The following is a 25118-nucleotide window of genomic DNA, read 5'->3' as shown; positions in this document are numbered from 1 at the left end:
CTGCGTCATGAATCCCAATGCCCTGAATCGGGCTCTGTTGAGAATAGTGGGGGTTGGGTGGGCGGTTTTTGCGATCGCAGCCGTAACCATCCGCTTGGTCTTGGCGGCCCCAGAGGTCACCCTCTTGGTAGATCGCAGCTACTGTCCCCCAGGAGATTGGCAAGCCGTCGCCCAAGAATACGAAGCCCTCTATCAACAGAACCGCCAGGGGCAGATCAGGATCCAAGCAGTGATTCTTTTCAGTGACCTGGGGGAAGACATCCTGGAAACACCGCCGCCACCGGAAACCTTCCAAGCCCTGACGACCTACGGACGCCCCAGTGCCGATCGCCAAGCTGCACTAGAAGCTGCCCACCCCAACGCGCGACTTCTCAACTGCGGCCCTTGATAGAGCTTGTTACACCCTGCATCACCCCCCTTAGTCCCCCCTTGCCAAGGGAGTCAGTTCCGTCGGGGGCATTGCTTCGCGTTGGCGAAGCAATGCCCCGCAGAGATGTTGCTATATCTTCTGTTCCCACGGTAGAGATGCCAAGATAGGAACGAAAATTAGCGCTGGTCCTTTTGGGAGACGCCTATGGCCCGTCTATCTCGTCGTCATCTCTTGCAGGGGGCTGGGGCGACCCTCGCGGCCCTGGGCTGGTCATCCCTAGATGTGATGCGCCAGGGCGACCGCTTCGGGCGCGTCTTGGCCCAACCCACCAACCGTAAGCTGGCATTGCTAGTGGGGATCAACGCCTACCCCCGAGACAGCCTGTTTGCCCCACTCCAGGGGTGTCTCAACGATGTGGAGCTGCAATATCACCTACTGGTGCATCGATTTGGCTTTCAGCCCAGCGACATCGTCAAGCTCACCAACGCTAAGGCCACCCGCCAGGATATTCTCACCGCCTTTGAGGAACACCTGATTAACCAGGCCCGCCCTGGGGACGTGGTGGTATTCCATTTTTCGGGCCACGGATCCCGTGTGGTAGACCCGGACCAGGACTTTCCCGATGGCCTCAATAGCACCCTGGTACCCATTGACAGTCGCCTGCCAGAGGGATTTCCCCGGCAGGGTGGCCCGGTGGAAGATATCACGGGCCACACCCTGTTTCTGCTGGGCTCCGCTCTCCAGACGGACAACGTTACCTTGGTGCTGGATAGCTGCCACTCCGGCGGTGGCACGCGGGGCAACCTAGTGGTGCGGGCGCGGCCAGGAGGGACCAATCTGGAAATGAGTCCTGTTGAGCGGGTCTATCAAGAGCGGTGGCTGTCGCAGCTCAACCTGTCTCCCAGCGAGTTTATCCGGCGGCGGCGGGCGGGCATTGCTCGGGGAGTTGCGATCGCGTCAGCAAAGCGAGACCAGTATGCCGCTGACACCCCCTTCCAAGATTTCTATGCCGGGGCCTTTTCCTATGTCATGACTCAGTATCTCTGGCAGCAAACCGGCAGCACACTTTTGGGCAATACCCTGGCTAATGTGGCCCGTAGCACCACCCAGCTTTCCTTCAATAACCAAGAGCCCCAGTTTGAGATTGCACCGGGTAGCAGCTACGAGGGTCGCCCCTTGTACTTCACTGATAAGGTGACGCCTCCTGCTGAGGCGGTGGTAACCAAAGTGCAGGGCAATGAGGCGGAAATCTGGCTGGGGGGCATTGATCCCCAGAGTTTAGAAGCCTTTCAAACCGATGCCATTTTGGCGGGGGTGGATGAAAGGGGTCAATCACGCGGGCTCCTACAAATCATTAGCCGTCAAGGGCTTCAAGGCCGGGGCCGTCTCTTGGATAGGGCTATGGGGGCCGGGGCTTTGCTCCAGGAACAGGTGCGGGGGGTGCCGACGGATATCACTTTACGGGTGGGGGTGGATACCGAGTCCTTGTCTGAGGCGGAGCAGACCCAGGTGGTCACTGCGATCGCAACCATTCCCCGGATCCAAGCGGTCCCCCTCCACCAAGGGGAAGCCCATTACATTCTCGGACGTTTGACGGTGGAGCGCCGCCAGGACTGGAGTGCCGCCACCGAAGCTCCTCCTGTAGGCAGCTTGGGACTCTTTTCTCAGGGGCTAGAGGGATTGCCCGGTGCCTTTGGCTTGGTCCAAGAAACCGTGACCGCCGCCGTAGATCGCCTGCGACCCAAACTGCGATCGCTCCTTGCCGCCCGCATCGTCAAACTCATCCTTAACCCCGGTTCCTCTCGCCTTAATCTCAGCGTCACCATGATTCCCGAGGGGGGCAGTTCCCTGGTGGCCAGTGCCTTTACGGTGCGGGGCAGAGGTGGGCCGCCCCCCTCGGCAGCCCGTCCTGGGGTGCCCGAGATTTCCCTAAATCAGTCCATCCAGTTCCAAATTCAAAACAACGAGCCTCAGGATCTGTATCTCAGTGTGCTGGTGATCGATGTCACGGGAGAAATGACGGTGATTTTTCCCAATCAGTGGACAGCTTCGGCGGATGTGACCCGTCTGGCAGCGGGCGCTACGCTGCTGCTGCCAGACCCCAACCGCGACAGTTTCCGGCTGGTGACCCAGGAACCTCGGGGGGCAACGGAGGTCCTGATCATCGCCAGCAGTCAGCCCCTTGACCATGGATTGCGGGCACTGCGAGAGGTGGCTACCCGCTCCGGCACGGCCTCTGGTCCTGTGGGGATGGATGACCCGGCCCAGATTGTGGGCGACCTATTGACAGATGTGGCCACAACGCGAGGCACCCCGACGCGGTCGGTACAATCGGTGGATGCCAGCCAGCTTGCTGCCCTGTCCCTGACCTTTGATGTGGTCTGAATGATGGTCTGCCAACGGAGATTGGGTATGCTGCGGATGAGAAAGATTGCTGCAGGGCGCTCCACCGTAGAATTCGTCACTCTGAAAATAATTCCGCAATAGTAAATTGCTGCGTGGATGCACCCTAGGGCTTGGGGGTGTCGCCAAGACGGCATGGACGATTGGCATGGAACTCCCAGAGGTAGCGTAGATGGTTGACCCACCCCAGGATCACCTTTCCCCCATAGACAGTGCAGGAGCCTCAGCGGCGGAATTGACCCAGGCTCTGGGGCGCTGTGAGGTGCTGGTGCAGGCGAAGCCTACAGACACCTTAGCTTGGTGTTACCACAGCTATCTCCTGGGACGATTGGGACGTTACCCGGAGGCGATCGCCAGCTACCAAAAGACGCTGGCCTTGGTGGCAGATGACCCCATGGTCTGGGCTAACTATGGTACGGCCCTAGCGGCAGCGGGTTGGAAAACTGAGGCGATGAATGCCTACGATCGGGCTCTGACCCTAGCCCCGAACCATCCCCGGCTACTGTATCGCTATGGGCAACTGCTCCATTGGCTCCAGCGCTATGACCGGGCTCTAGAGACCTACAGCCAAGCCTTGGCCCTGCTACCAGAGGATCCCTTGATTTGGTATGCCAAGGGTCTGAGCGCCTACAGACTCCATCAACTGGAAACTGCGATCGCATGTTTTCAGACCGCCCTGCAATTTTCCCCCAGTCACCGGGAGGCCCACCTCGCCCTGGCCTATGCCCTCACCCGCCTGCGGCGCTATGGCGAAGCTTTGGCCTACCTGGAGGAACCCCTACGGGAGGGTTGGGCTGATGCCCGCCTGTACAGTTGCCATGCCTACCTACTGCGCCGCCTAGGTCAAGCGACTGCGGCCCTCTCGCAAATTCAACAGGCCGTGCGTCTCGATCCTGACAATGCCTGCATCTGGTTTCAACAGGGAATAACGTTGGCCCGTCTGACCCGCTATGAGGAAGCCTACCAGGCGCTGACGGAATCTCTAAAGCGAGAAATTTACTCGGTGCGGGGCTGGCTGGTGCTAGGACTCACCCTACGGCAGCTCACCCGCTATGAAGATGCGATCGCAGCCTTCAATAAGGCCCTCGCCATTGAACCCGACCAAGCCGCTGCCTTTTTTCAGCAAGCTTGTTGCTATGCCGCCCTAGACCGCCAAGACTGGGCCATAGAACATCTGCGGCGGGCCATTGCCCTTGACCCCTCTAAATATCGCGATCGCGCCCAACGGGAAGCTCTGCTCAAGGCTCTTCCCCAGGGATCGGTAGGCTAAGCCTATCCCCAGGAATAAAATATGGGGAAGTCGCCCCTAGGGCCTAGGGTCCATGGGGCAATGGCAGGCATCTTGATGTAACCACTGCTCCCCCAAATGTTTGAGGCCCGCCAGGATGGGCTGGACCTCGCGCCCCTTAGCCGTGAGGGAATATTCCACCCGAGGCGGCACTTCAGGAAATACCTGTCGCTCCACGATGCCGTGGCGTTCCATCTCCCGCAGGCGGGCAGTTAGAGTTTTGGTACTAATGCCCGGTAACGCCTCTAAAAATTCATGGGTGCGGCGGCGGCCCATGAACAGCTCCCGCAGAATCAAGATCGCCCACTTGCTGCCAATAATTTCTAGGACGAACTGGATTGGACACCGAATTTCTTGGCATTCGTGGCGATCTAGCATGGCAGGATCAGGCGACGTCATGGCGCTAATTGTGAGAACGGACTACGGACATCCCCTGGGCAGTGAAGGGGGAGAATCGACTTCAAAGTCCCTTTCCCACCCTGGTACTTAAGATACAAGGGTGAGGGGCTGCAAAGGTGAGATGTACCCTAACCAGGGTAATAAGTAGATGGGTCAAATAGATGGGTCACATTACATGGACCTTCCTGTTGGAGTTTCTCCCTCCAGCAGACGCAAGCCTATAGCCCAAGGGGCAATAGCCTCCGGCATGGCTACGCTAAGGCTAGCCCTAGGGCGTAGCCTGTCTGAAAGACTGACGACTCTGCTCACCCCGCATACTCAGAGAGACAGGCATTTCTGCCTATAATGGTCACTTGCCTTTACTGACGCCGCCCCCTATGGCTAAAGCCGAGTCCCCCCAATCTCCCCCCAGCCCTTCTACCCTGGATGAACTCCGGTCGGCGCGTCTCCAAAAGGTGACTCAGCTTCAGGCGGCAGGGATCAATCCCTTTGCCTATCGTTGGGATACCACCCACCACGCGGCAGACCTCCAGAGCAAGTATGCCGACCTGCCCGCTGGAGAAGAAGTGGAGGAACAAGTTGCGATCGCGGGGCGCATCCTCGCCCGCCGGGTTTTCGGTAAGCTGGCCTTCTTCAACCTCCAGGACGAGACCGGCACCATCCAGCTTTATCTGGATAAGAAAGACATCCAAGCCGGGATGTCAGACCAACCCGATGCCTTCACCCATCTGAAGCAACTCACCGACGTAGGCGACATCATCGGTGTCAAGGGCACCCTGAAACGCACCGACAAAGGAGAACTCTCCGTCAAGGTGCAGGAATACGCCCTTCTCACCAAGGCGCTGCTGCCCCTGCCAGATAAGTGGCATGGCCTCACGGATGTAGCCAAGCGCTACCGCCAGCGCTACGTAGACCTGATCGTGAACCCCCCAGTGCGGGAAACCTTCCGCAAGCGGGCACTGATCACCTCCGCCATCCGCCGCTACTTTGAAGAGCGGGGCTTTTTGGAAATTGAGACTCCGGTGCTCCAGGGGGAAGCGGGGGGAGCCGAAGCGCGACCCTTCGTCACCTACCACAACACCCTGGACATGCCCCTGTACCTCCGCATCGCCACGGAGCTACACCTAAAGCGGTTACTGGTGGGCGGCTTTGAGAAGGTATTTGAAATCGGGCGCATCTTCCGCAACGAGGGCGTCTCTACCCGCCATAACCCTGAATTCACCAGCATTGAATTTTACCAAGCCTACGCCGACTACCACGACTTCATGGCCCTAACGGAGGATCTAATCGCCTCCATTACCCAGTCGGTTTTGGGCACCACTCGCATCACCTACCAGGGGACCGAAATCGACCTGACTCCCCCCTGGCGACGGGTCACCATGCACAATCTAGTGCAGGAACACACAGGGCTAGACTTCACCCAGTTCCCGGACCTGGATGCCGCCAAAGCAGCGGTAGCGGAGCTGGGCATAACCGTAGCAGACGGGTGCGACAGTATCGGGCGGTTGCTCAATGAAGTGTTTGAACACCGCATCGAGACGACCCTGATCCAGCCCACCTTCCTCATGGATCATCCCGTCGAGATCTCGCCCCTCTCCAAGCCCCACCGCAGTAAGCCCGGTGTGGTAGAGCGCTTTGAGCTGTTCATCGCCGGACGGGAGACCGCCAACGGCTTCTCGGAGTTGACGGACCCCCTCGATCAGCGCGATCGCTTTGAGGCCCAGGCAGCTCGCAAGGCGGCGGGGGATCTGGAGGCTACGGGGGTGGATGAAGACTTCCTCACCGCCCTGGAGTATGGGATGCCCCCCACCTGTGGCGAGGGCATCGGCATCGACCGCTTGATCATGCTTCTCACCGACAGCCCTAGCATCCGCGATGTGATCGCCTTTCCCCTGCTCAAGCCAGAGCGATCAGAACCGGAACCAGAGTCCTAAGCAATCTGCATAAAAATAAAGTTCCATGCGTAGGGGCAATCCCTGAGTTGATTCTCTCCTGACAAACAGTAGCATTGCTCTATTGGCGCTTCCCCATCGGAGCCTTGATCTATGACCGTCACCATCCAACCCGTCACTCTGGATGATTACCTGAGCTACTCTGACGGCACCGATAACCGCTACGAATTGGTCAATGGAGCCCTAGTCAGGATGGCTCAGCCCAAAGGCCGCCATGGTGCGATCGCAGAATACCTCAACGATATTTTTCGCGCCGAGATCAAGCGCCTAGGTTACAACTGGACCGCCAAGCAAATGGCCATTGCCCTGCAATCTCCCCGTGGGGGTCGCTGGGATACCGCCCGTATTCCCGATGTGATGGTACTGTCCCTGGCTCAGTGGCACGCCCTTCGGGACCAAGAAGCCATCATCCGCCTCAACGAACCGCCCCCTTTCCTGGTGGTTGAGGTTGTCAGCGCATCCACCACTACAGTGGACTACCGGGCCAAGCGGGTCGAATACAACGTCCTCAACATCCCTGAATACTGGATCGTTGACCCCCTAGAAAGCGTCATTACCCTGTTGCGACCCATTGATGATCTCTACGAAGCCCAAGCCTTCAGAGGCAATGATGAGATCGCCTCCGCCACCTTTCCAGAATTGCCCCTTACGGTGGAGCAAATCTTAGCGGCTGAGGAAGCGTGACAGGGCCTCGTCTGCCCCGGTCGTCGGCCAACTGATATCCGCGATCGCTACAGAATCCGACCTTGGTCTAATAACGTCCATAGAACCCAGCCCTTACCGTTGAGGGGGCGGAGCAGACCCCCTCAACCGTCATCCAGCCTTGGGGCGTCAAGCCTGTAGTGAACAGAAGAGGAACTCAAGCATGGCATTGGACTACTTTGCGCCTGGGGTATACGTCGAAGAGGTAGACCGAGGCAGTCGCCCCATTGAAGGGGTCAGCATGAGCGTAGCCGGATTTGTCGGCTTCACTGAAGACGTTCGGGGTGATGCCGAACTCTTCAAGCCCATGATGATCACCAACTGGAGCCAATACGTCGAATTTTTTGCCAAACCGGGTTCCGATGGCTTCACCGACTTCGACGCTTACCTCCCTTTTGCGGTTCAGGGCTGGTTTAACAACGGCGGCGGTCGCTGCTGGGTGGTCAGCATTGGCACCAAGCTCCCCGGCTCCCCCCCCCCGCCCCCAGAAGAGGTTGCTACTCGCCTCCCCACCGCTGGTGGCAAGCCTTCCATCAGTGTTAATCTCCGGTTACCTGAAGGCGATGAACAGGCCCTACTTCCCCCCGGTGAAGATGCCCGCATCATCATCGCCATCGAAGAAAGCACCCCCAAACCCCTCCCAGAGGATGCCCCAGAGGGCGCTGAGCCCCCCCTCGATACCGGGGAGTTCTTCAACTTGGTGGTCAAGAGCGGTGGCGAGGAGCTAGAGCGCTACGACCACCTGAGCATGAATCCCCAGGTAGAAACCGCCGTTGCCGACTATGCCGTTGCGGTACTGGAGGCTTCGGAATACGTCGTCGCCAATGACATTTCCGTTAGCGGTCAGGCGCTCTCTCGCCGTCCCGGCAACGGCTTTTATGAAGTCGCGCCCCCGCCCTATATCTCTCCCCCCGAGCGCATCACCCGTGATATCCAAGGGGTCCGAGACGACCGCCAAGGTATCCAGGGGCTCTTTGAGATTGACGAAGTTGCCATGATCGCCTGCCCCGACCTGATGCGGGCCTACCAAGTGGGTCTCCTGGACCTAGATCAAGTCCATGGCGTCATGGAAATGCTCGTGAGTCTGTGCGAAAACTCCTTCCCTGGCCCCGCCTACCGCATGGCAGTGCTCGATCCCCCGCCGGTCAAGGTGGGCAAAAACGAGAATGCCGCCGTTGCCCCCGAAACCCAGCGTCCCCAGCATGTCGCCGAGTGGCTTTCCGCTTTCAACCGCCGCTCCATGTTTGGAGCCCTGTATTACCCCTGGATTAAGGTGGCCAACCCCCGCAACGGGGGTCGCCCCATCTTTGTGCCCCCCTGCGGTCACATGATGGGTATCTGGTGCCGCACCGACGAATCTCGGGGTGTCTTTAAGGCTCCCGCCAACGAAACGCCTCGGGGCGTGCTGGGCCTAGCCTACGAAACCAATATGCGAGAGCAGGAACTGTTGAACCCCTTGGGCATCAACTGTATCCGCAACTTTGCCAACTACAACCGGGGCTACAAGGTGTGGGGAGCCCGCACCCTGGTCGAGCCCGACAACATCCAATGGCGCTACATCAGCGTCCGCCGTCTGCTCAGCTACATCGAAAAGTCCATCGAAATTGGCACCCAATGGGTGGTTTTCGAGCCTAACGATATGGATCTATGGGCTCGGGTCAGCCGTACCGTCAGCACCTTCCTGGCACGGCTATGGCGAGAAGGCGCTCTCTTTGGGGCTTCCCCCGCCGAAGCCTTCTATGTCAAGTGTGATGGCGAGTTGAACACTCCCGACACCATGATGATGGGTCGTCTCTATGTGGAAATTGGCGTCTGCCCGGTGCGTCCGGCGGAATTTGTCATCTTCCGCATTAGCCAGTGGGCTCCCAACCAGTAAACGTCAGGATCAAAGGGGGTTGATTTGACGATAGGTGAAAACCCGATCAAACCAACCCCGCCAATCCCCTTTTCTGGACTATATCCCCTAAGGGTGAGGCTATATTGCTTCAATTTTGGCCAATATATTTGGCAAACATTAGGGCGTAGGGGCAGATAGAGAATGTAGCCCTGATGAGATCCAAGGCCATGCTCCAGTAGGAGACGGGCTCTGCCAACAACCGTTCAATCTTTTATGGATACCTGCAAGTAGAGGGTTCTATGGCTCAGTTACAACCAATTCCCACAAGTCGGTTTTACCTAGAGATCGATGGGTTGACCGAGAAAATGGTCAAAAAGGTGGATGGTATTAAGTTTGAGGGGCAAAGTGCGGGCCACGAAAAGCCTCTGGCCTCTAGCAAAGATGGCAAAACCCTGTGGCAAACCACCTCCGCTGGCTTTGAGAAAAACCCTAATCTCACCTTGGAAACCTATCTCTGTGAAGGGGACCAGGATTGGTACAACTGGATGAAGGCTACTATGCCCCCCAGCCATGGTGGCGATGGCAAATGGGGCGATAATCGCAAAAGTGGGTCTTTGACTGCCTACGATAGCGAAGATAAGGAGGTTCTGCGGTGGGATTTCATCAATGCCTGGGTCAAGTCCTACAAGGTCAATGACTTTACCTCCGAGAGTAAGGATCTGGCGACAGAGACCTTTGAAATTGTGGTTGAACAGATCAACCGCGTGAAATAATCGCGTGACGAAAATGACGTGTTCAGCAAAAGGAGAAATCATCCATGGCTGCTGGTGAAGTCTTGCCCTGCTCCAAGTTCTATGCCTCCTTCGATGGCCTAGAGGATTTGGTGGTCAAAAAAGTGAGTGGTATTGCGATTACCTTAGAGTCAGCGGGGGATAGTACCCCCTTTGGTGTAACGAAAGACGGGAAAAGCCAAATTCAGGCTACCGTTACTGGGGTGAGCAACAGTAAGCTGAGTATTGAATACGTGGCGACGGTGGGGGACGATCGGCTGCTCAAGTGGTATTCCGATAGTCATTCAGAGCCCATTGCCGGTGGCGGTAGTGCCAATAAGGGCGAACGGAAGACGGGGTCTGTTGTGCTCTATAACCAGGGGGGCGAGGAAGCCGCCCGGTGGGACGTTACGGGCGCAATGTGTATCAGTTACGCGATGTCTGGGTTTGAGGCGGGTTCAACCAACTTGGCCACGGAAACTGTGGAAATCGCTTACGAGTCTCTGCATCGAGTGAAATAGGGATAGAGGGTCTTGCGCCATGGCTGAGAAATCTAAGGTTCCCGAAATTCTCACCGCCTGTCGGTTTTATATCGGTATTCATTTGGATGGCAGCGATGAGCGCATTGATGCCTATTTCATGGAATGTCAGGGTTTTAAGCGCAGTCAAGATGTGATTGAGCATGTGGAGGTAACGCCCCAGAAGTGGGGCAGTAGCGGAGCCTCACGGGGACGGGTTGTGCGGACCAAAATACCGGGTAACTCTAAGAGCAATAACATTACCCTGAAGCGTGGCATGTTTGTCACGTCGGTGTTGTGGGAATGGTTTGCGGCGGTGGAAGCGGGTAAGTGGACTGAGCAACGCCGGGATGGGGATATTGTGATTTACGATCAAGCGGATGAGGAATCTGCTCGTTTCCAGTTCTTTGGGGCTTGGCCGGTGACCTACAAGATTGGGGATCTGAAGGCCGGCAGCACCGAATTTCAAGTGGAGGAAATGGAGTTGGCGGTGGATGAGTTCCTGCGGGTTACGAAGCAGTAAGAGTATTCCATGCAAACGGAGTTTGAGTTTACGCTACCGAAGGGATACGTGGATGCTGAGGGGAATCTCCATCGCAAAGGGGTGATGCGCCTTGCTATGGCCATGGATGAGATTGTGCCGTTGCGGGATCCTCGGGTAAAGATGAATCCGGCCTATGCCACGGTCATTATTTTGGCGCGGGTGATTACGAAGTTAGGCGCTTTGGAGGAGGTGACACCCTTGGTCATAGAGCGACTCTTTGCTCGGGATCTGGACTATTTGCAAAAGTTTTATCGCCAGATCAATGAGTTAGAGGAACCGGAGGCGGGGGACATTATCCACCATGGAACTAATCAGTGAGTTTGATTTCACCTTGCCCCGTGGGCTGGTGGATGGATCGGGTCGGGTCCATCGACAGGGTACGATGCGGCTGGCCACGGCCCGAGATGAGTTGGCGGTGGAGCGCGATCGCACTGTGCAGCGATTACCAGGGTATGGCACCCTAGTCCTCTTGTCCCGTGTCATTACCCGTCTGGGGGAGTTAACAGCCCTAACACCGGATTTACTGGAAAACCTATTTACCCAAGATCTGGCTTACCTGCGGGAGGTTTACAACCGCATTAATCAGGGGGGAACGGCCCAGATCCCTACCCGCTGCCCTGCCTGTGATGCTGAGTTTGAGGTGGACTTAGCCTTGGCGGGGGAGTGATGGGCTACCCCTCAGCCCAACTGCACGAGGAGGTAGCCTGTATTGCCCTTGCATTTCATTGGCCGCTGTCGGATATTTTGGACCTAGAACACCGCGATCGCCGTCGCTGGGTCACTGAGATCACCCGCCTTCAATAACATCCCCTATGCTCCAACGCTTTCTCATCAACCCGGTTGTTCGCTTTTTGAGCAGCTCTGTGCTGCTGACCAGTTTGGTGGTGTCCGGTGGGCTGTTGACGGTGCGTGCCTTGGGGGTACTCCAGGAGAACGAACTCACCGCCTACGATCGCTTTGTGCGCTGGCAGCCCGATGAAGGCCCGGACGAGCGACTGCTGGTGGTGGGCATTAACGAAAAGGATATCCAGAGTCGCCAGGAAGACCCGATTCAGGACGGCACCATCGCCGATGTGCTAGCCGCGCTCCAGGAGCATGAACCTCGTGCCATTGGTATTGATATTGGGCGAGATATTCCCCAAGGACCAGTGGAGGGGCGGGAGCGGATGCTGGCAGCGATCCAAAGTGATCCCAACATCATCATGGTTTGCCTGTTGAGTAGTCCCAATTTTCCGGGGGTGCCTGTACCCCCGGAAGTCAGCGAAGCCCAAGTGGGATTTGCGGATTTGCCCATTGATCCCAATGGCATTGTCCGGCGAGGGTTGCTGTTTTCGGTGCCCGAAGCCCCACCGATGATGCCCGTGGGTCGGCACCTGTGCAACGACGCAAATTTGGATTTTGACTTGCCCTCCTTTAGTTTGCTACTGGCTGTGGCCTATCTGGAGGGGGAAGGGATTGAGGTGGGGGCCACGGAGGCGATGGAACTGGCCTTTGGCGATCGTGTTATTCCCTCTCTCTCTAATGGCTTTGGCGGCTACAGCACCGAGGAGTTACCGCCCTATCAAACAATGATCCGCTATCGGTCAGCCCGAAATGCGGTGGAGGTGGTGGGTCTGTCGGAGGTGCTGGAGGGACAGGTACCGCCGGAAAAAATCCGCGATCGCGTTGTGCTTGTCGGCTACACTTCCCTGGTGGCGAAGGATTTGTTCACCACCCCTTACCTTGCAGCCCAGGAATATGTGCGGGAGATGCCGGGGGTTGTGGTCCATGCCCAGATCGTGAGCCAACTGCTGGCGGCGACCCTGGAGGGGCGGGCTCTGGTGTGGAGCCTGCCCAGCCCCGTGGAGTGGCTATTGATCTGGCTCTGGGGCCTGGGGGGTGGGGTGATCGCCTATCGGCTGCGGCGAGCTAGTCTGTGTTGGCTGATACTGGGGCTGGCGGTGGCAGCCACCTGGGGCAGCACCTACGGTCTGTTTCTCACCGGGGCTTGGTTGCCTGTGGTGCCCATGAGCCTGAATCTGGTGCTTTGTGGTGTGGCGGCGGGGGGCGTGAAACAGGCTACCCGCCAGGGCTATACCCAAGCACTCTACGAAATGATCAAGGGGCAGCTCCAGGAAGATGTGGAGGCAGAAGAAAGCCAAAACGACTACTTTGGAGCCTTGGTGCAACGGGCACAGACCATCCGTAGCGGAGAAGCACCTAAGGCACGGAGCAAGAAAGCCATGGATTTGAACGATCCAGAAATGCAGGCGATCCTCGCGGATATCAGAGCCCAAGCGGTGGCGGACTTTGCCCGTGAGCAACAAACCCTGGGACCCCAGGCCACGACTCCCAGCAATCGCCGTCAGCGCCAACAACAACAGCGGGTAGAGGCACTGTTAGCGCGATCGCGCCAAGTCCGCACAACCTTAGAGCAAGCAGCCCCGTCCCTTCCTTCTGAAAAGGGTTTGGAGAGTATTCAGTAAGGGGAGCAGCGGAAATTCCCGGCGAGAAAATCCTGAGAAAGCTTTTCCTGGATTGCTCTACGGTCACAAACCTTTACAGTCCTGACTCGACCTTTAGAGACTACTCAAGGCCGAAAAAATTCCTTACCCTGAGGCAGGGGAGCTGGTATTGAAGCCTAAAGGGGTAGATGGGTGTGAGGGTAAGAGAGTGTGAGGGTGAGAGAGTGTGTATAGCTTAACGGCATTCAAGAAAGGCGGAGCCTGCCCGTTGGCGATGAGCCTGCCTTTGGCATAGGGCTTGGGTGATGGGGTTGTCGTACACAAACATACGGAAGGCGCGAAGCCCCGCGCCCCTAGGGACTCGCAGGAAAGCAACGTACCCGCTGATCGGGCTTTCTCCCAGAGGGAGACACTGGCTTTCTCCCTCTGGGAGAAAACCTGGTCACTCGGTACACTATTAACCCGCAGATCCCCTACGAGATATTTAATTCAAAACTCAAAACTCAAAACTCAAAACTTCCCACACCCTGTCCCCTAAAACCTGTCACCTATTATGGAAGACCTTCACTCCCTATTGAGACAGCGGGCCGCCCAGGCTCCAATCCGGCAAGCGGCCCCGGCGGGGTACACGGCCCCGGCCTCCTGCCAGGGTGATCCAGACTTGGAGGCCATGGCTGATTTAGCGGCGGCGGTGCTGGCGGATCCCCTCGCCCTGCAAACCTTTAGCGATCAGGTTTATGCCTGCTTGCGTCATGATATGCAGCAACAGCGATCGCGGCGTGGCGAGATTCGGAGGTATTTCTAATGTCCGAGCAAAGCAACAGTGAAAACTATGGCGTCAACCACGTCACCACCAACCGCTTCTATGTGGAGATGGATAGCAGCTTAGCCGCATCCTTTAGCGAATGCTCTGGTATTGATGTGCAGATCGAAAAGGACACCTACTTTGAAGGCGGCGCTAACGAACAGCAGCGTATTTTTCTCAAGCGGGCTAAGTTTGGGGATATTACCCTAAAGCGAGGGATTACCGATGATCTCACGTTCTGGAATTGGATTAACAAAACGCTGGAAGAAGGTAAGCCAGAGCGACGCAATATCAATATTTTGGTCTTTAACCAGGCCGGGGAAACTATGCAAGCATGGTCTCTCTTGGGGGCCATCCCCGTCGGCTGGAAAACCCCCGCCCTCAAGGCCGACTCTAACAGCGTTGCGGTAGAGGAGTTAGTGTTGGCCTACGAAGGTCTCAAGATCATCACTGAATCCAGTGGGGGTGGTGCAGCCACTGACCAGAAGCGTGATAAGACGGGATATATTGCCTCTTCTTCCTAGGCATCTGTCAACTTTGAATTGATGGATAGATGAAGGCTGTTTTGGGAAAAACATTCACAGAACCCTAGCCATTGCCCAGATCTTTAACCTGCTTTCCAGCCCATGGCTGATCCCACCCCACCCCCGGAGAATGTCTCTAACCTACCCAGTAAGCCGCTGGGTGTCTTGCAGCCCCTGAGCAATCTAGGGCTGAGGTTACAGCGGACAACCCTATTGGGAGAGCGATTCCTGGGGGTGTTGGATCCCGATCTGCGCTCGCCCCTAGGTACGCCTGCGCCTGATAGTGGGACTGATGGGGTCAATGATTCCGGGGATGAAGGGACAGAGGAGATCAGCCCAGAAGCTTGGGTAGCCGCCTCCACCGATCAGCCCGATTCTGACTTGGGAGCTAGCATTGCCGCCAATACCGCCGGAGAAACGGTACAGAGACAGCCGGAGCCGACAGTTCCGACCCGCCGCCGCCGTGATCATCCCGGCAGCCTCACCGACATCACTCCCTTCCTGCCCGAAACGCCGCCGCCGCCCCCCGCCCCCCCGCTACAGCGTCAGCCCCTGGTCTCGCCAGTTCCCCCACAATCTCCCACTCTCCAATCTTCCACCCTTCGTCCGTTGCGTCGCCCGGATAGCCCTGCCCGTCCGGGGCAGATGCCCCCCCGCGCTCAGCGCCAGCACCCCGGCACCCTGGCCTCTATCCCTGGTCTACCGCCGCCGCCAGCGCCCTCACCGCCGGATTTGCAAGCAGTTCCAGCGGAGCCCGCTGCGTTGCCTGGTGAGCAAAATGCCTCACAGGCATCTCCTGGGGTGGGCAGTGCCCATATCTTGCAAGCCTCTCCTAGTCCAGCGTCAGCATCAGCTCCGGAACCGTCTGTCTTATCTGGTTCGGCAACGCCATCTTCTCCAGAATCCCAATTGGAAGCCTCTCCTAGCCCAGCGGTGGAGTCAATCCCGGCATCTTCTGAGTTGCAAGTTTCTTCTGGTGAAGAAGATTTCGCGCCTACGGAATCTTTGCTACAAGCCTCGTCCAGTGTGGAGCCCGGTGGAGTAGAGGGTTCCCCGCCAGTCCCATCCTTGCCAGTTTCTCCCAGTCCGTCCCCTCAGGGAGTCTCTGAGAATGCTGAAGTATCCCCACCTGAGCCTCTGCAAGCCTCTCTCAGTTCAGCCCAATTGCCCCCCACGGATCAACCATCTCCAACTGCCGATCGTCCTCAGATCTCGTCCAAGGGTGCTGCTGAAAGCCTCAACCGTCAGGCAGTGCCAGAGGCTAGCCCATTGAGCACTGGGGAGGATTCATCTTTTGCGGTGGGCAGTGCCCACCCTACTGCCATTTCTATGGCAGAATCTGGTCCCTCTTCCGGGACAGGTGCAGAAGAATCTGGTCCTCCTGGGATCCAGGCTGCTTCTGCGGTGGGCAGTGCCCACCCTACGGAGAGTGATGTGATGTCGGCATCCCAAGACTCTTCCACCTCAGCAGCACCTTCATCTTCAGGATCTCTGCCACAGACTACTCCTGAATCCACCGCCGCTCCATCCTTACCGCAAGGTTCTGCCATCTCGGCGGCAGACTCGTCTATCTTGCAAGCCTCTCCTAGTCCAGCGGTGGAATCAGTTCCTCAACTGCAAGCCTCTCCTAGTCCAGCGTCAGCATCAGCTCCGGAACCGTCTGTCTCATCTGGTTCGGCAACGCAATCTTCTCCAGAATCCCAATTGCAAGCCTTTCCTAGTCCAACGGCGGAAGCAGCCCCGGCATCTTCTGAGTTGCAAGTTTCCCCTGGCGAAGAAGATTTCGTGCCTACGGAATCTTTGCTACAAGCCTCGTCCAGTGTGGAGTCCGGTGGAGTAGAGGCTTCCCCGCCAGTCCCATCCTTGCCAGTTTCTCCCAGTCCGTCCCCTCAGGGAGTCACTGAGAATGCTGAACTATCCCCACCTGAGCCCCTGGAAGCCTCTCTCAGTTCAGCCCAATTGCCCCCCACGGATCAACCATCCCCAACTGCCGATCGTCCTCAGATCTCGTCCCAGGGCGCTGCTGAAAGCCTCAACCGTCAGGCAGTGCCAGAGGCTAGCCCATTAAGCACTGGGACGGATTCATCTTTAAGTGATGTGGTGGGTAGTGCCCACCCTACTGCCATTTCTATGACAGAATCCGGTCCCTCTTCCGGAACAGGTGCAGAAGAATCTGATCCTCCTGGGATCCAGGCTGCTTCTGTGGTGGGCAGTGCCCACCCTACGGAGCGTGATGTGATGTCGGTATCCGGATCTTCTGGGACAGGTGCAGAAGAATCTGGCCCTCCTGGGATCCAGGCTGCTTCTGTGGTGGGCAGTGCCCACCCTACGGGAGGGGATGTTGTGGAATTCGGGTCGGCATCTCAGTTGCAAGCTGATTCGGACTCGGCAGCGACCCTAGCGGCGGCACCGCCTAATTTGCCAGAGGTTTCTCCTGGCGAAACAGCGGAATCATCCCCCGGATCCATGGGACAGACTGCTCCTAGTCCAGCGGTGGAATCGTCCCCTGGATCCCTGGGGCAGGCTGCTCCTAGTCCAGCGATGGAATCGGCTCCAGAATCCTTGCTACAAGCTGCTCCTGTTCCAGAGGTGACTCCATCTCCAGAATCCCTGGTACAGGCTGCTCCTAGTCCATCAGTGGAGTCGGCTCCAGAATCCCTGATACAGGCTGCTCCTGCCCCAGTGGTGGAGTCGTCCAGTTCGCAAGTATCTTCTAACTCGGTAGCCACCCCATTGCCGGGATCCCCATTGCAAGCTTCTCCAGATGCAGGGGCACAACTGCCTACTCTGCAATCTCCTTCTAGCCCAGCGGCTATACCAGTTCCAGAGCCTGCTGACCCGCAAGCAGACTCCGGCGCAGGGGGGGCTCTACTGCAAGCTTCCCCGAACTTGGATTTTGCCGGAACAGAGTTGTCTCCATCCGCCAAGTCCCCGGCAGTTTCCCCTAGCCCGTTTCCGCAGTCCGTTACAGGGGAAGCTGACGTGTCTGCTATACCGAGTCCAGATGGCACTCGGGCTCCCGAAATCCTGCCAGCTTCTCCCAGTTCGGGCCAATTGCCCCCGACGGATCAAACATTCCCGACTACCGATCGGCCTCAAATCTCGCCCGAAGGCGATGTTGGCATCCTCAACCGTCAGGTGGCTCCTGAGGCTAGCCCATCCAGCAGCATCGGGATGGATTCACTCGCCACAACTTCCAGTCCGTTCCCGGAGTCCCCTACTTCTTCCCCATCCTTTGACATCACCAATCCTAGTGCAGAGGTGCGGTGGGCCGCCTCACGCGCCCCAATCCCCAATCCTCCACCACCACTCCCTAGCGATATCCCGTCAAATATCCCGGAATCTGCCGCTATTGGAGATAGTGTTGCTCCCCTGTCGAATCGTTCCACTGGTTACCCTGCGGACATTGCGGAAATTTCTGAGGTATCTAGCCCTGAGACGGTGGCTCGCCAAGTAGCCCCAGATGGAGTGCCGGGTTTAACTCCAGAGGCGCAATCCCCAGCTCCAGCCCCTATTCCCGACACCCTTGCCGCCCCTATCCTGGATTCTGCCCCGGCGGCTCCGACGGAAACGACACCAGAGTCAGGATCAATTCCTACCCCAGAGGTGCCTTCAGAATCAGTTTTGTCAAATGAACCTGCGGAGGGAACTGCTACCGTTGCTCAGGGGGCTCGTCCGGATGACAATGCCGATACGGCTATCACTGCTGCGGATACCTCGTACCCCTTGCCCACGGTGTTGCAAGCTCTATCTGTGCTGCAACCCCTGTCTCCAACCCTGGGCAACTCCTTACAGCGCACCCTAGAGGAGGATCGCGATCTGCAATGGCCAGAGGCCGGTCAAAGGCCATCGCAACTCTCCCCCGAAACCGCCTACACTCCCGTAACTACAGCGCGATCAACCCAGCCCAGCCCCCCCGTACCCAGTCTGGTAGGAGCAGCGGGAAAAGTGGCCCAATCCCCTTCCCTCCTGCAAGCCCAAAGCGATCCGACAGCGCCAACTGACCCACCTCCCACTCGCGATCGCAAAACAACGACTCTGCCTCCCACCGTTTGGGGCAGTATTGAAGAACTTATCAGCGGCACAGGGGATTCTGGAGAAAGTCCCTCACCCCCGCCCTCTGTTTCCCCGGCAGACCCCTATCCCGATTTGCAGCCCCTTGCAGCCCTGCGCCAATCAACCGCGAGTTCCGGCGATACCCTCACCCTACAACGGAAACTTGAGAGCACACCCACAGCCACACCCACAGCATCTACCATCGAGCCTGAAAACTCCAATGAAGACCAAGCCACCAGTGGCGCATCGCCAGAAACCCTGGATAAGCTGGTACAGCAGGTCTATCACCTGATCTGTCAACGCCTTGCTGTTGAGCGAGAGCGCCATGGTTTTGGCCCTCGATATTAATCTCCGGAGGATGCCGTCGTGCCCCTAGAAAAAGCCAAACTCATTGCCGTCGATGGTGGCGAAAACATCGAGTTCATGTTCAACCCCACCGAACTCACCTTCAATCGTTCTGTCTCCATTGATCAAGCCCCTGGTGCCCAGACTCAAGCGGGGGAAAACAAAACCAGTTTCAAGCATCCCAATCCCTATAGCTTGAGCATTAGCAATATTATTCTAGACACCTACGAAGACGGCAGCAGCGTCCTCATTCCCCTGGGCAAATTTACTAAAGCTGTTGAATTTGCCTCCTCTGGGGAAGGAGCAGGGAAGCGTCCACCCATTTATCTTTTCACTTGGGGAAGCAATGATTATCTACGCTGCTTTGTCAAAACCCTTAACTTTAAGCTCACCCTATTCATGCCCGATGGCACCCCAGTCCGTGCCAGCATTGATTTGTCCTTAGAACAGGCAGATGCCCCGACTCCCGAGCCCAGTCAAGGGACTCCCCAGCCCAGTGCTGGCAGTCGTCAGTCCAGCAGCCGTCAAGCCTTTTTAAGCTAACTGAATCCCAAGAATATTTCCCATGCCTATCACCTATGCCGCTGATTTCACCCTGAAGATTGATGGAGAAGACGCACCCAAAGCAGTGCGAGAAAGCCTACAGCAGTTGGTTATCGAAGAGAGCTTGCACCTGCCGAGTGTCTTTACGCTGATGATTAGCAACCCCGATCAACCAGGAAGAGAGGGGCAAGAGATTTTCAAGTATGGTGGCTACGGCTATGCAGATCTACTAGCAATTGGTAAACGAGTTGAAATAGAACTGTCTCGTAGTACTACGGGCTCTACGGAGTTTGAAGATGCTAAAACCGCAAAAATCTTCGGTGGGGAAATTACTGGGACTGAGACTCACTTTGATGAAGGTTCCCAAGCCACTATTGTAGTGCGAGGTTATGACGTTTCTCACCGATTACATCGAGGTCGTCACAACCGTTCTTTTCAAAATATGACGGATGACGACATCGTCAAAGAAATTGCTGGAGCAGACGGAGTGGCAACCCATACCGTTGACTCAACCGGTGGTCCCTACGGGTACGGTGACATCAACGAAGCTAACGGCTATACCTTTCAGCACAACCAGACCAATATGGCCTTTCTACGCATGTTGGCTAATCGTAATGGCTTTGAATGCTTTGTTCAGGATGACAAGCTATATTTCCGTAGGCCCGCATCGAAAAAGACCCTGGAACTCAAGTGGAAAGAAACCTTAAGTAGCTTTAGTGTTAGGGTGTCCAGTGCAGAACAGGTTAAAGAAGTTGAGGTCCGAGGCTGGGACTATAAACAAAAGAGAGTAATCTCTGAGACGATCACCACGGGTCAAGTCTTAACAACCAATAGCTATGGCAAGGGCTCCAAAACAAGCCAGAGCTTCAAAGGCAAGCCATCCAATCCCAAAATGCTGATTGTTGATCAGCATTTTGCTGAATCCTCGCAAGCGAGGAAAATTGCCCAGAGCGTCTGTAATGAACTGTCGGGAGAATTTGTCCAAGCCGATGCCCGAGCGGAAGGTAATCCTGAGATTCGCCCTGGTCGCCTGGTTAAACTAGAAAACCTAGGTCCCCATAGTGGTGAATACTACGTCACTGAAACCCGTCATCTTTTTCAAGCAGGGCTTTACACCACTGAATTTAGTGTCCGGGGATTGAGAAATGGAGATCTATTTACATTGTTGGCGGCTTCAGGAGCAGAGCGAGAAACGGCCCATTTAATGGTGGGAATCGTTACTGACAATAAAGATCCCAAGGATTGGGGGCGAGTCCGAGTCAAGCTACCAGCCCTGACGGAAGAACATGCCAGCTATTGGGCACGGGTCGTTGGGGCAGGGGCTGGGCCTAATCGGGGATTTGATTGTCTGCCGGAAATTAATGATGAAGTCCTAGTGGGGTTTGAACAGGGAGACATCCACCGTCCCTATGTGATTGGTGGTGTTTGGAATGGCACGGATGCTCCCCCCGAAAAAACGGCTGAAAGTACTCAGAGTGGAAAAGTACGATTGCGAACCTTCAAAACTCGCTTAGGCCATAAACTTCAATTTGTAGAAGAGGATAAGGGTAGCAGTAAGCAGGGAGTATATGTTCTGACCAAAAAGGGGCACCAGCTAGACATTAATGACAGCGATCAGTTTGTCCATATCAAAACAGCGGGAAATCATGAGGTTAAGCTAGATGACCAGAACAAAAAGCTGCTGGTGAAAACGAACGGTGGCCAAAAGCTGGAAATGGTAGATACGGGCAATAAAATCACCCTCAGTGCCGGGGCGACAATCGAGATTTCTGCCCCCCAAGGTATTACCCTAAGCGCTGGTCCGAGTACAGTGGAAATTAAGCCCGGTGGAATTACCATCAAATCTCCGGCGACGGTGGTAGTCGATGGGTCTACCACAACGGTCAAAGGGACTGGCAAACTGACGCTCCAGGGTGGCCTCATAACGATCAATTAATATCGCCTTAGAATGAACTTAAACCAACCTGAGTTCGACCTTACAGGGTGACAACCCCCCTAGAGAGCTTGCTGGATAAGGGATAGGGCGTGAAAACCTCGCTGAAAATAGCGGTGTTTATGGGGTTTGAGGGCTACCAGCTTGAGCGCCCAATCGGCCCATAAATCCATGGCATAGAGCCATCGTTGCCCATAGAGACTGAAGCTAAAGTCACTGTGCCGTGGAGCCTTATCTTGGTGCTCTTGGAGACGTCCGGCATACTGAGCTAGCTTGGCCTCCTGCATCCACTGGCCGTGGAGAGTCGCCAAACTGTAAGCCAGAGTGATCAGTAAAACTAAGGCTAAGAATCGGGTGTCATTGACCTTGGTGTCCTCCAAGTTATAGCCCCCAGTCTTAAAGTCTTTGAAGAGCTGTTCAATGCCCCAGCGACATCGATAGACCGCTAACGCTTGCTTCAAGGTGGGCAGATTAGTCAGGATATACCACGGCTCCTTCGGCCCCTTCTGGCGATAGGAGCGCTTCCAATACACCGCTAAATTAAACGGGCCCATACCATCGCCCTTGTTGCACAAAACTCCCTCATAAAATCGAGACTGGCCCGGTTTGAAGCCAACGTTTTTGAGGACTTGATAGTCGGTATCGGTATCGGTCTTGAAATGGAAGTCCTTTTTCTGTCGGAGTGCAAAGGACACCCCGCGCTGATCCAACCATTCCGCCAGTTTAGGGCTATGGAACTCCCGGTCACCCAGCAGTAGAACCGGGTAGGACTTAAACAAGGACAGGGCCGCTTTCAGCAGTCGCCGTTGCGTTTTCAGGTCACTCGTACCCGCCCGCCCTAAACGCTCCCAATAGACGGGTAAAGCATGAGTCCCCCACACCACGCTGACCATGAATATATTTCGCCCTTTCCATTCCGTGCGGTCCATTGCCAGAATCCAATAGCCGTGTTTATGGTGTTTGAGCGTTCTCAGACGACGGCGTTGGTCACGGTTCAAGCCCCGTCCCGTTTCCACTTGGCGGATCCAATATTTGAGCAGTGGAAACCACAGCACCTTGAGCGTGAGTTTGGGTAAGGCTAAAAAGCGTTGTAAGTTCCGTTTGCGACTTTGATACTGAATGGGCTGAGGAAAGACGCTGGCTAAGACGGAGAGTTTGACTTGGCGATGCGCTTGTAGCAATAACAACAGTAACTGGAAGGTCAAGTACTGTTTTTCATTGAGATGGGTGAGAAGGGTAGTTTGGTAGAATGTAGGGAACATATTTGGTTGGGGGAGCTGTACTGAGGCTCCCTTTTTTTTGTCCCCTCCATTATCTCAAAACCCTGTACCGTATGACGTTGAGTGCCCTTGTCACCCGTTAAGGAGTTCGACAAGGAGTAGGGGGCTAAAAAACGTCAATTCGGTATTAGTGCTGTCACCCCGCCGGGAATTCAAAATTCCCGGCTAACAGGCTTAAGGTGGGCTTAAGTCCATTAAAAATGGACTATACCAAGTCCAGAAGTGGAGTTTTCCCACCGGGAAAACTCCACTTCTGGACTTGGACAAGGTTTAGTACTGGGCGGCGGAAATACTCTGACTGTTTCATCGTGGCACACCTCGGCCCCTCACCCTAGCCCTCTCCCACGGGGAGAGGGGATCGGAAAGGGTTGGGCTGGTGCGACAATAGTGGGCTGATTTACGCCCTGCGGTACTAGGAGCTGGGCTGGGGATAGGGGGCGAGTCCGTTTTAATGGACTTCTGCTATGAGCCAGGGCAGTTTATTCCCTGGCGGATGGGCAGTGAAGCTTAAGTCGAACTCAGGTTGATTTTCACCACCTTATTGCGAGCGGCCTCTACCTTGGGCAGGGTGAGAGTCAACAGACCTTGGTTGAACTCCGCCGTCACCGCTTCATTCTGTACCGCATTGGGCAAGTTGACTACCCGCTGGAATGCGCCGTAGTGGATGTTCTCGTAGAGAATGCGATCGCGCTCTGCGATTTCTGGAGCCTGCCGCTTCCCAGAGAGCAGAACCGATTCCCGAGTCACCTGAACATCAAGATCATCGGCATTTACGCCAGCCAACTGCACCGTCAGCCGGTAGGTATCACCCGATTCCACCAGACGAATGGCTGGGGTCCAAGTCGTCGTGGACGGATCCACAACATTTGTAATGTCTTCAAAAACTTGATCCAGTTGACGGCGAAGGGTTTCCACTTCTTGAAAGGGCTGCCAGTAGCGAACAATCATGGTTGTCTCTCCTTCGAGAATAATGTGTAGCTATGGCCAATTTGCTTCAGACACCGGGTATCTCTCGGATGCGCTTCGTGCCTAAGCAACTTGGCTTGCAGTCTTGCCCTAATGTGACTAGCGACTGCTCTAACTTCAACTGCTTGACAATTCCTATGATGCTGGGAATGGCCTAGAACGGACAGTCGAGACAACCAAACCTGGAGGGAGGGCTATCCCACCGAACCCAACCGTATCGGGTTTTCCCCATTTTCAAGGAACTGCTACTCACCTTGTTCTCATTTAAGACTTAAGGAGATCTCAAGAGCCGACCAGCGAATTCTCAGCCTTGGACCTCATTATCAGAACCATAGAAGGCGGTTAAAACAACGCCGTCACATCCACAGCGTTCACGAGGTTTACTATGAAACGTAATTTGTTTGCCCTACTTACTCTGTAAGCCTTCAGGGGTTCACGAAGAATTAAGGGTTCCAGGGTCTCGATAGGGGTTAAGGTAGGCTCATGAGTGAAGGCAACGAGCCCACCATAGACATCGGCGGCATCTCCATTTCTGTGTCAGATTGGGATGCCACCCCGGCTAGCGTAAAAAAAGCTCTGGTGTGCGCTCTCATTGAGACCATCAGTCGCTTAGAAGAGCGGGTGAGCCACCTCGAAGAGCAACTCAACCAGAATTCGCAAAACTCATCGTTGCCGCCTTCAAAGGATGGATTCGGCCCCCCTAAGCCAGACCCGGAGGGCAAAGGCAAAGGGAAGCGGAAGCGCGGAGGCCAACCGGGACACAAAGGATATTCCCGCAAGCTGTATCCCCTAGAAGCCTGCAAACAGGTGTTCGAGCATCGCCCCAAGACCTGTGGGCATTGTGGAGAGCCGCTATCAGGAAACGACCCAGCGCCCTATCGGCACCAGATTGTCGAACTACCGCCAATTGAGCCCATCGTCATCGAGCATCGCCTGCACGCCTTAGATTGTGAGCACTGCGGTAAAACCACCCGTAGCAAATTACCAGCAGAGGTGCATCAAGGCGGTTATGGTGAGCGGTTGAGTGCAGTAGTGGCCTTACTGAGTGGCGCTTATCGCCAAAGCCATCAGCAGGTGAAGACCTGTCTAGCAGCGCTGTTTGAGATCGAGATTTCTGGCGGCAGCATCAACCGGCTACGCCGAGAAGCCAGTGCGGCACTGGGGCAGCCAGTAGCTGAGGCGCAAGGCTACGTGCAGGGGGAAGCGGTGATTCACAGTGATGAGACTAGCTTTCGCCAGGGGAACAGCGATGGCCAGAATCAGGCCCAGCGACAGGGTTGGCTGTGGGTGCTGGTGACGCCGATGGTGAGTGTGTTCAGCATTCTGTTGAGCCGGTCTCAAGCCGCCGCCCAAGCACTGATTGGCCCAGCCTATGACGGCATTGTGGTCTCAGACCGCTACAGCGGCTATGGGTGGATTGATATTAGCCAACGCCAGGT

The 25118-nt window shown here is 56.0% G+C and carries 22 protein-coding genes; 19 read left to right on the top strand and 3 right to left on the bottom strand.

Annotated features, from left to right (window positions below; genetic code table 11):
• Positions 1–7 precede the first annotated feature (7 nt).
• The 3 genes from LEP6406_RS0214610 (at position 8) to LEP6406_RS0214600 (ending at position 4043) form a co-directional block, all read left to right on the top strand.
• Positions 8–388 (top strand): hypothetical protein, encoded by a 381-nt coding sequence (locus tag LEP6406_RS0214610; protein WP_008317302.1) that lies wholly within the window; start codon positions 8–10, stop codon positions 386–388.
• Positions 389–574: 186 nt separating this feature from the next.
• Complete coding sequence (locus tag LEP6406_RS0214605) at positions 575–2755, top strand: caspase family protein (protein WP_008317299.1); 2181 nt, start codon at positions 575–577, stop codon at positions 2753–2755.
• 190 nt (positions 2756–2945) lie between these two features.
• Positions 2946–4043, top strand: coding sequence for a tetratricopeptide repeat protein (locus tag LEP6406_RS0214600; protein ID WP_008317296.1), 1098 nt, complete (start codon positions 2946–2948; stop codon positions 4041–4043).
• A gap of 36 nt (positions 4044–4079) precedes the next feature.
• On the opposite strand, the gene LEP6406_RS0214595 is transcribed toward LEP6406_RS0214600, so the two are convergent.
• Entirely contained in the window at positions 4080–4460 is a 381-nt protein-coding gene (locus LEP6406_RS0214595) for a winged helix-turn-helix transcriptional regulator (protein WP_036028474.1), read from the bottom strand.
• 377 nt (positions 4461–4837) lie between these two features.
• On the opposite strand from LEP6406_RS0214595, the gene lysS reads away from it, so the two are divergent.
• The 15 genes from lysS to LEP6406_RS0214515 all read left to right on the top strand — a co-directional run bounded on the left by lysS (position 4838) and on the right by LEP6406_RS0214515 (position 21436).
• Positions 4838–6394 carry a lysine--tRNA ligase gene (gene lysS, locus LEP6406_RS0214590; RefSeq protein ID WP_008317293.1) on the top strand — a complete coding sequence of 519 codons (1557 nt, stop codon included), beginning with the start codon at positions 4838–4840 and terminating at the stop codon, positions 6392–6394.
• Positions 6395–6505: 111 nt separating this feature from the next.
• Positions 6506–7096 (top strand): Uma2 family endonuclease, encoded by a 591-nt coding sequence (locus LEP6406_RS0214585; protein WP_008317291.1) that lies wholly within the window; start codon positions 6506–6508, stop codon positions 7094–7096.
• Positions 7097–7277: 181 nt separating this feature from the next.
• Entirely contained in the window at positions 7278–8990 is a 1713-nt protein-coding gene (locus LEP6406_RS0214580; protein WP_008317282.1) for a phage tail sheath family protein, read from the top strand.
• A gap of 260 nt (positions 8991–9250) precedes the next feature.
• A complete protein-coding gene (locus tag LEP6406_RS0214575; RefSeq protein WP_008317278.1) occupies positions 9251–9724 on the top strand; it encodes a phage tail protein in 474 nt (157 codons plus the stop codon).
• A 44-nt stretch (positions 9725–9768) separates the two neighbouring features.
• The gene (locus LEP6406_RS0214570; protein WP_008317276.1) at positions 9769–10242 is read left to right on the top strand and encodes a phage tail protein; all 474 of its coding nucleotides are present in this window, start codon (positions 9769–9771) and stop codon (positions 10240–10242) included.
• Positions 10243–10261: 19 nt separating this feature from the next.
• Complete coding sequence (locus LEP6406_RS0214565; protein WP_008317274.1) at positions 10262–10762, top strand: phage tail protein; 501 nt, start codon at positions 10262–10264, stop codon at positions 10760–10762.
• Positions 10763–10771: 9 nt separating this feature from the next.
• Positions 10772–11101 carry a hypothetical protein gene (locus LEP6406_RS0214560; RefSeq protein ID WP_008317271.1) on the top strand — a complete coding sequence of 110 codons (330 nt, stop codon included), beginning with the start codon at positions 10772–10774 and terminating at the stop codon, positions 11099–11101.
• Complete coding sequence (locus LEP6406_RS0214555; RefSeq protein ID WP_008317270.1) at positions 11085–11450, top strand: hypothetical protein; 366 nt, start codon at positions 11085–11087, stop codon at positions 11448–11450. The genes LEP6406_RS0214560 and LEP6406_RS0214555 overlap by 17 nt, the downstream gene beginning before the upstream one ends.
• A complete protein-coding gene (locus LEP6406_RS33355; protein WP_008317267.1) occupies positions 11450–11587 on the top strand; it encodes a DUF6760 family protein in 138 nt (45 codons plus the stop codon). Before LEP6406_RS0214555 ends, LEP6406_RS33355 begins: the two co-directional genes overlap by 1 nt.
• A gap of 8 nt (positions 11588–11595) precedes the next feature.
• Complete coding sequence (locus LEP6406_RS28230; RefSeq protein WP_008317265.1) at positions 11596–13248, top strand: CHASE2 domain-containing protein; 1653 nt, start codon at positions 11596–11598, stop codon at positions 13246–13248.
• A gap of 532 nt (positions 13249–13780) precedes the next feature.
• On the top strand, positions 13781–14032 hold the full coding sequence (locus LEP6406_RS0214540) for a hypothetical protein (RefSeq protein ID WP_008317260.1): 252 nt from the start codon (positions 13781–13783) through the stop codon (positions 14030–14032).
• Positions 14032–14556 carry a phage tail protein gene (locus LEP6406_RS0214535; protein ID WP_008317258.1) on the top strand — a complete coding sequence of 175 codons (525 nt, stop codon included), beginning with the start codon at positions 14032–14034 and terminating at the stop codon, positions 14554–14556. The genes LEP6406_RS0214540 and LEP6406_RS0214535 overlap by 1 nt, the downstream gene beginning before the upstream one ends.
• A 102-nt stretch (positions 14557–14658) precedes the next feature.
• Positions 14659–18960, top strand: a complete 4302-nt coding sequence (locus LEP6406_RS32895) for a hypothetical protein (RefSeq protein WP_008317256.1) — start codon at positions 14659–14661, stop codon at positions 18958–18960.
• Between the two features lie 18 nt (positions 18961–18978).
• Entirely contained in the window at positions 18979–19500 is a 522-nt protein-coding gene (locus LEP6406_RS0214520) for a CIS tube protein (RefSeq protein ID WP_008317253.1), read from the top strand.
• Between the two features lie 22 nt (positions 19501–19522).
• Positions 19523–21436 (top strand): VgrG-related protein, encoded by a 1914-nt coding sequence (locus LEP6406_RS0214515; RefSeq protein ID WP_008317251.1) that lies wholly within the window; start codon positions 19523–19525, stop codon positions 21434–21436.
• A 59-nt stretch (positions 21437–21495) separates the two neighbouring features.
• Here the strand turns inward: LEP6406_RS0214515 and LEP6406_RS0214510 are convergent, their stop codons facing one another.
• Positions 21496–22695, bottom strand: coding sequence for an IS4 family transposase (locus LEP6406_RS0214510; protein ID WP_027269138.1), 1200 nt, complete (start codon positions 22693–22695; stop codon positions 21496–21498).
• A 525-nt stretch (positions 22696–23220) separates the two neighbouring features.
• On the bottom strand, positions 23221–23661 hold the full coding sequence (locus LEP6406_RS0214505) for an Hsp20/alpha crystallin family protein (RefSeq protein ID WP_008315300.1): 441 nt from the start codon (positions 23659–23661) through the stop codon (positions 23221–23223).
• Between the two features lie 501 nt (positions 23662–24162).
• Here LEP6406_RS0214505 and LEP6406_RS28225 point away from each other — a divergent pair.
• On the top strand, positions 24163–25118 hold a 956-nt coding region (locus LEP6406_RS28225; RefSeq protein WP_008315143.1), incomplete at its 3' end, for an IS66 family transposase.

Origin of the sequence: Leptolyngbya sp. PCC 6406 (assembly GCF_000332095.2) — a bacterium.
In the GTDB taxonomy this organism is placed as follows: Bacteria; Cyanobacteriota; Cyanobacteriia; order Phormidesmidales; family Phormidesmidaceae; genus PCC-6406.
The sequence above is the reverse complement of the archived record's forward strand: the minus strand, read 5'-3'. Positions and strand labels throughout refer to the sequence as shown.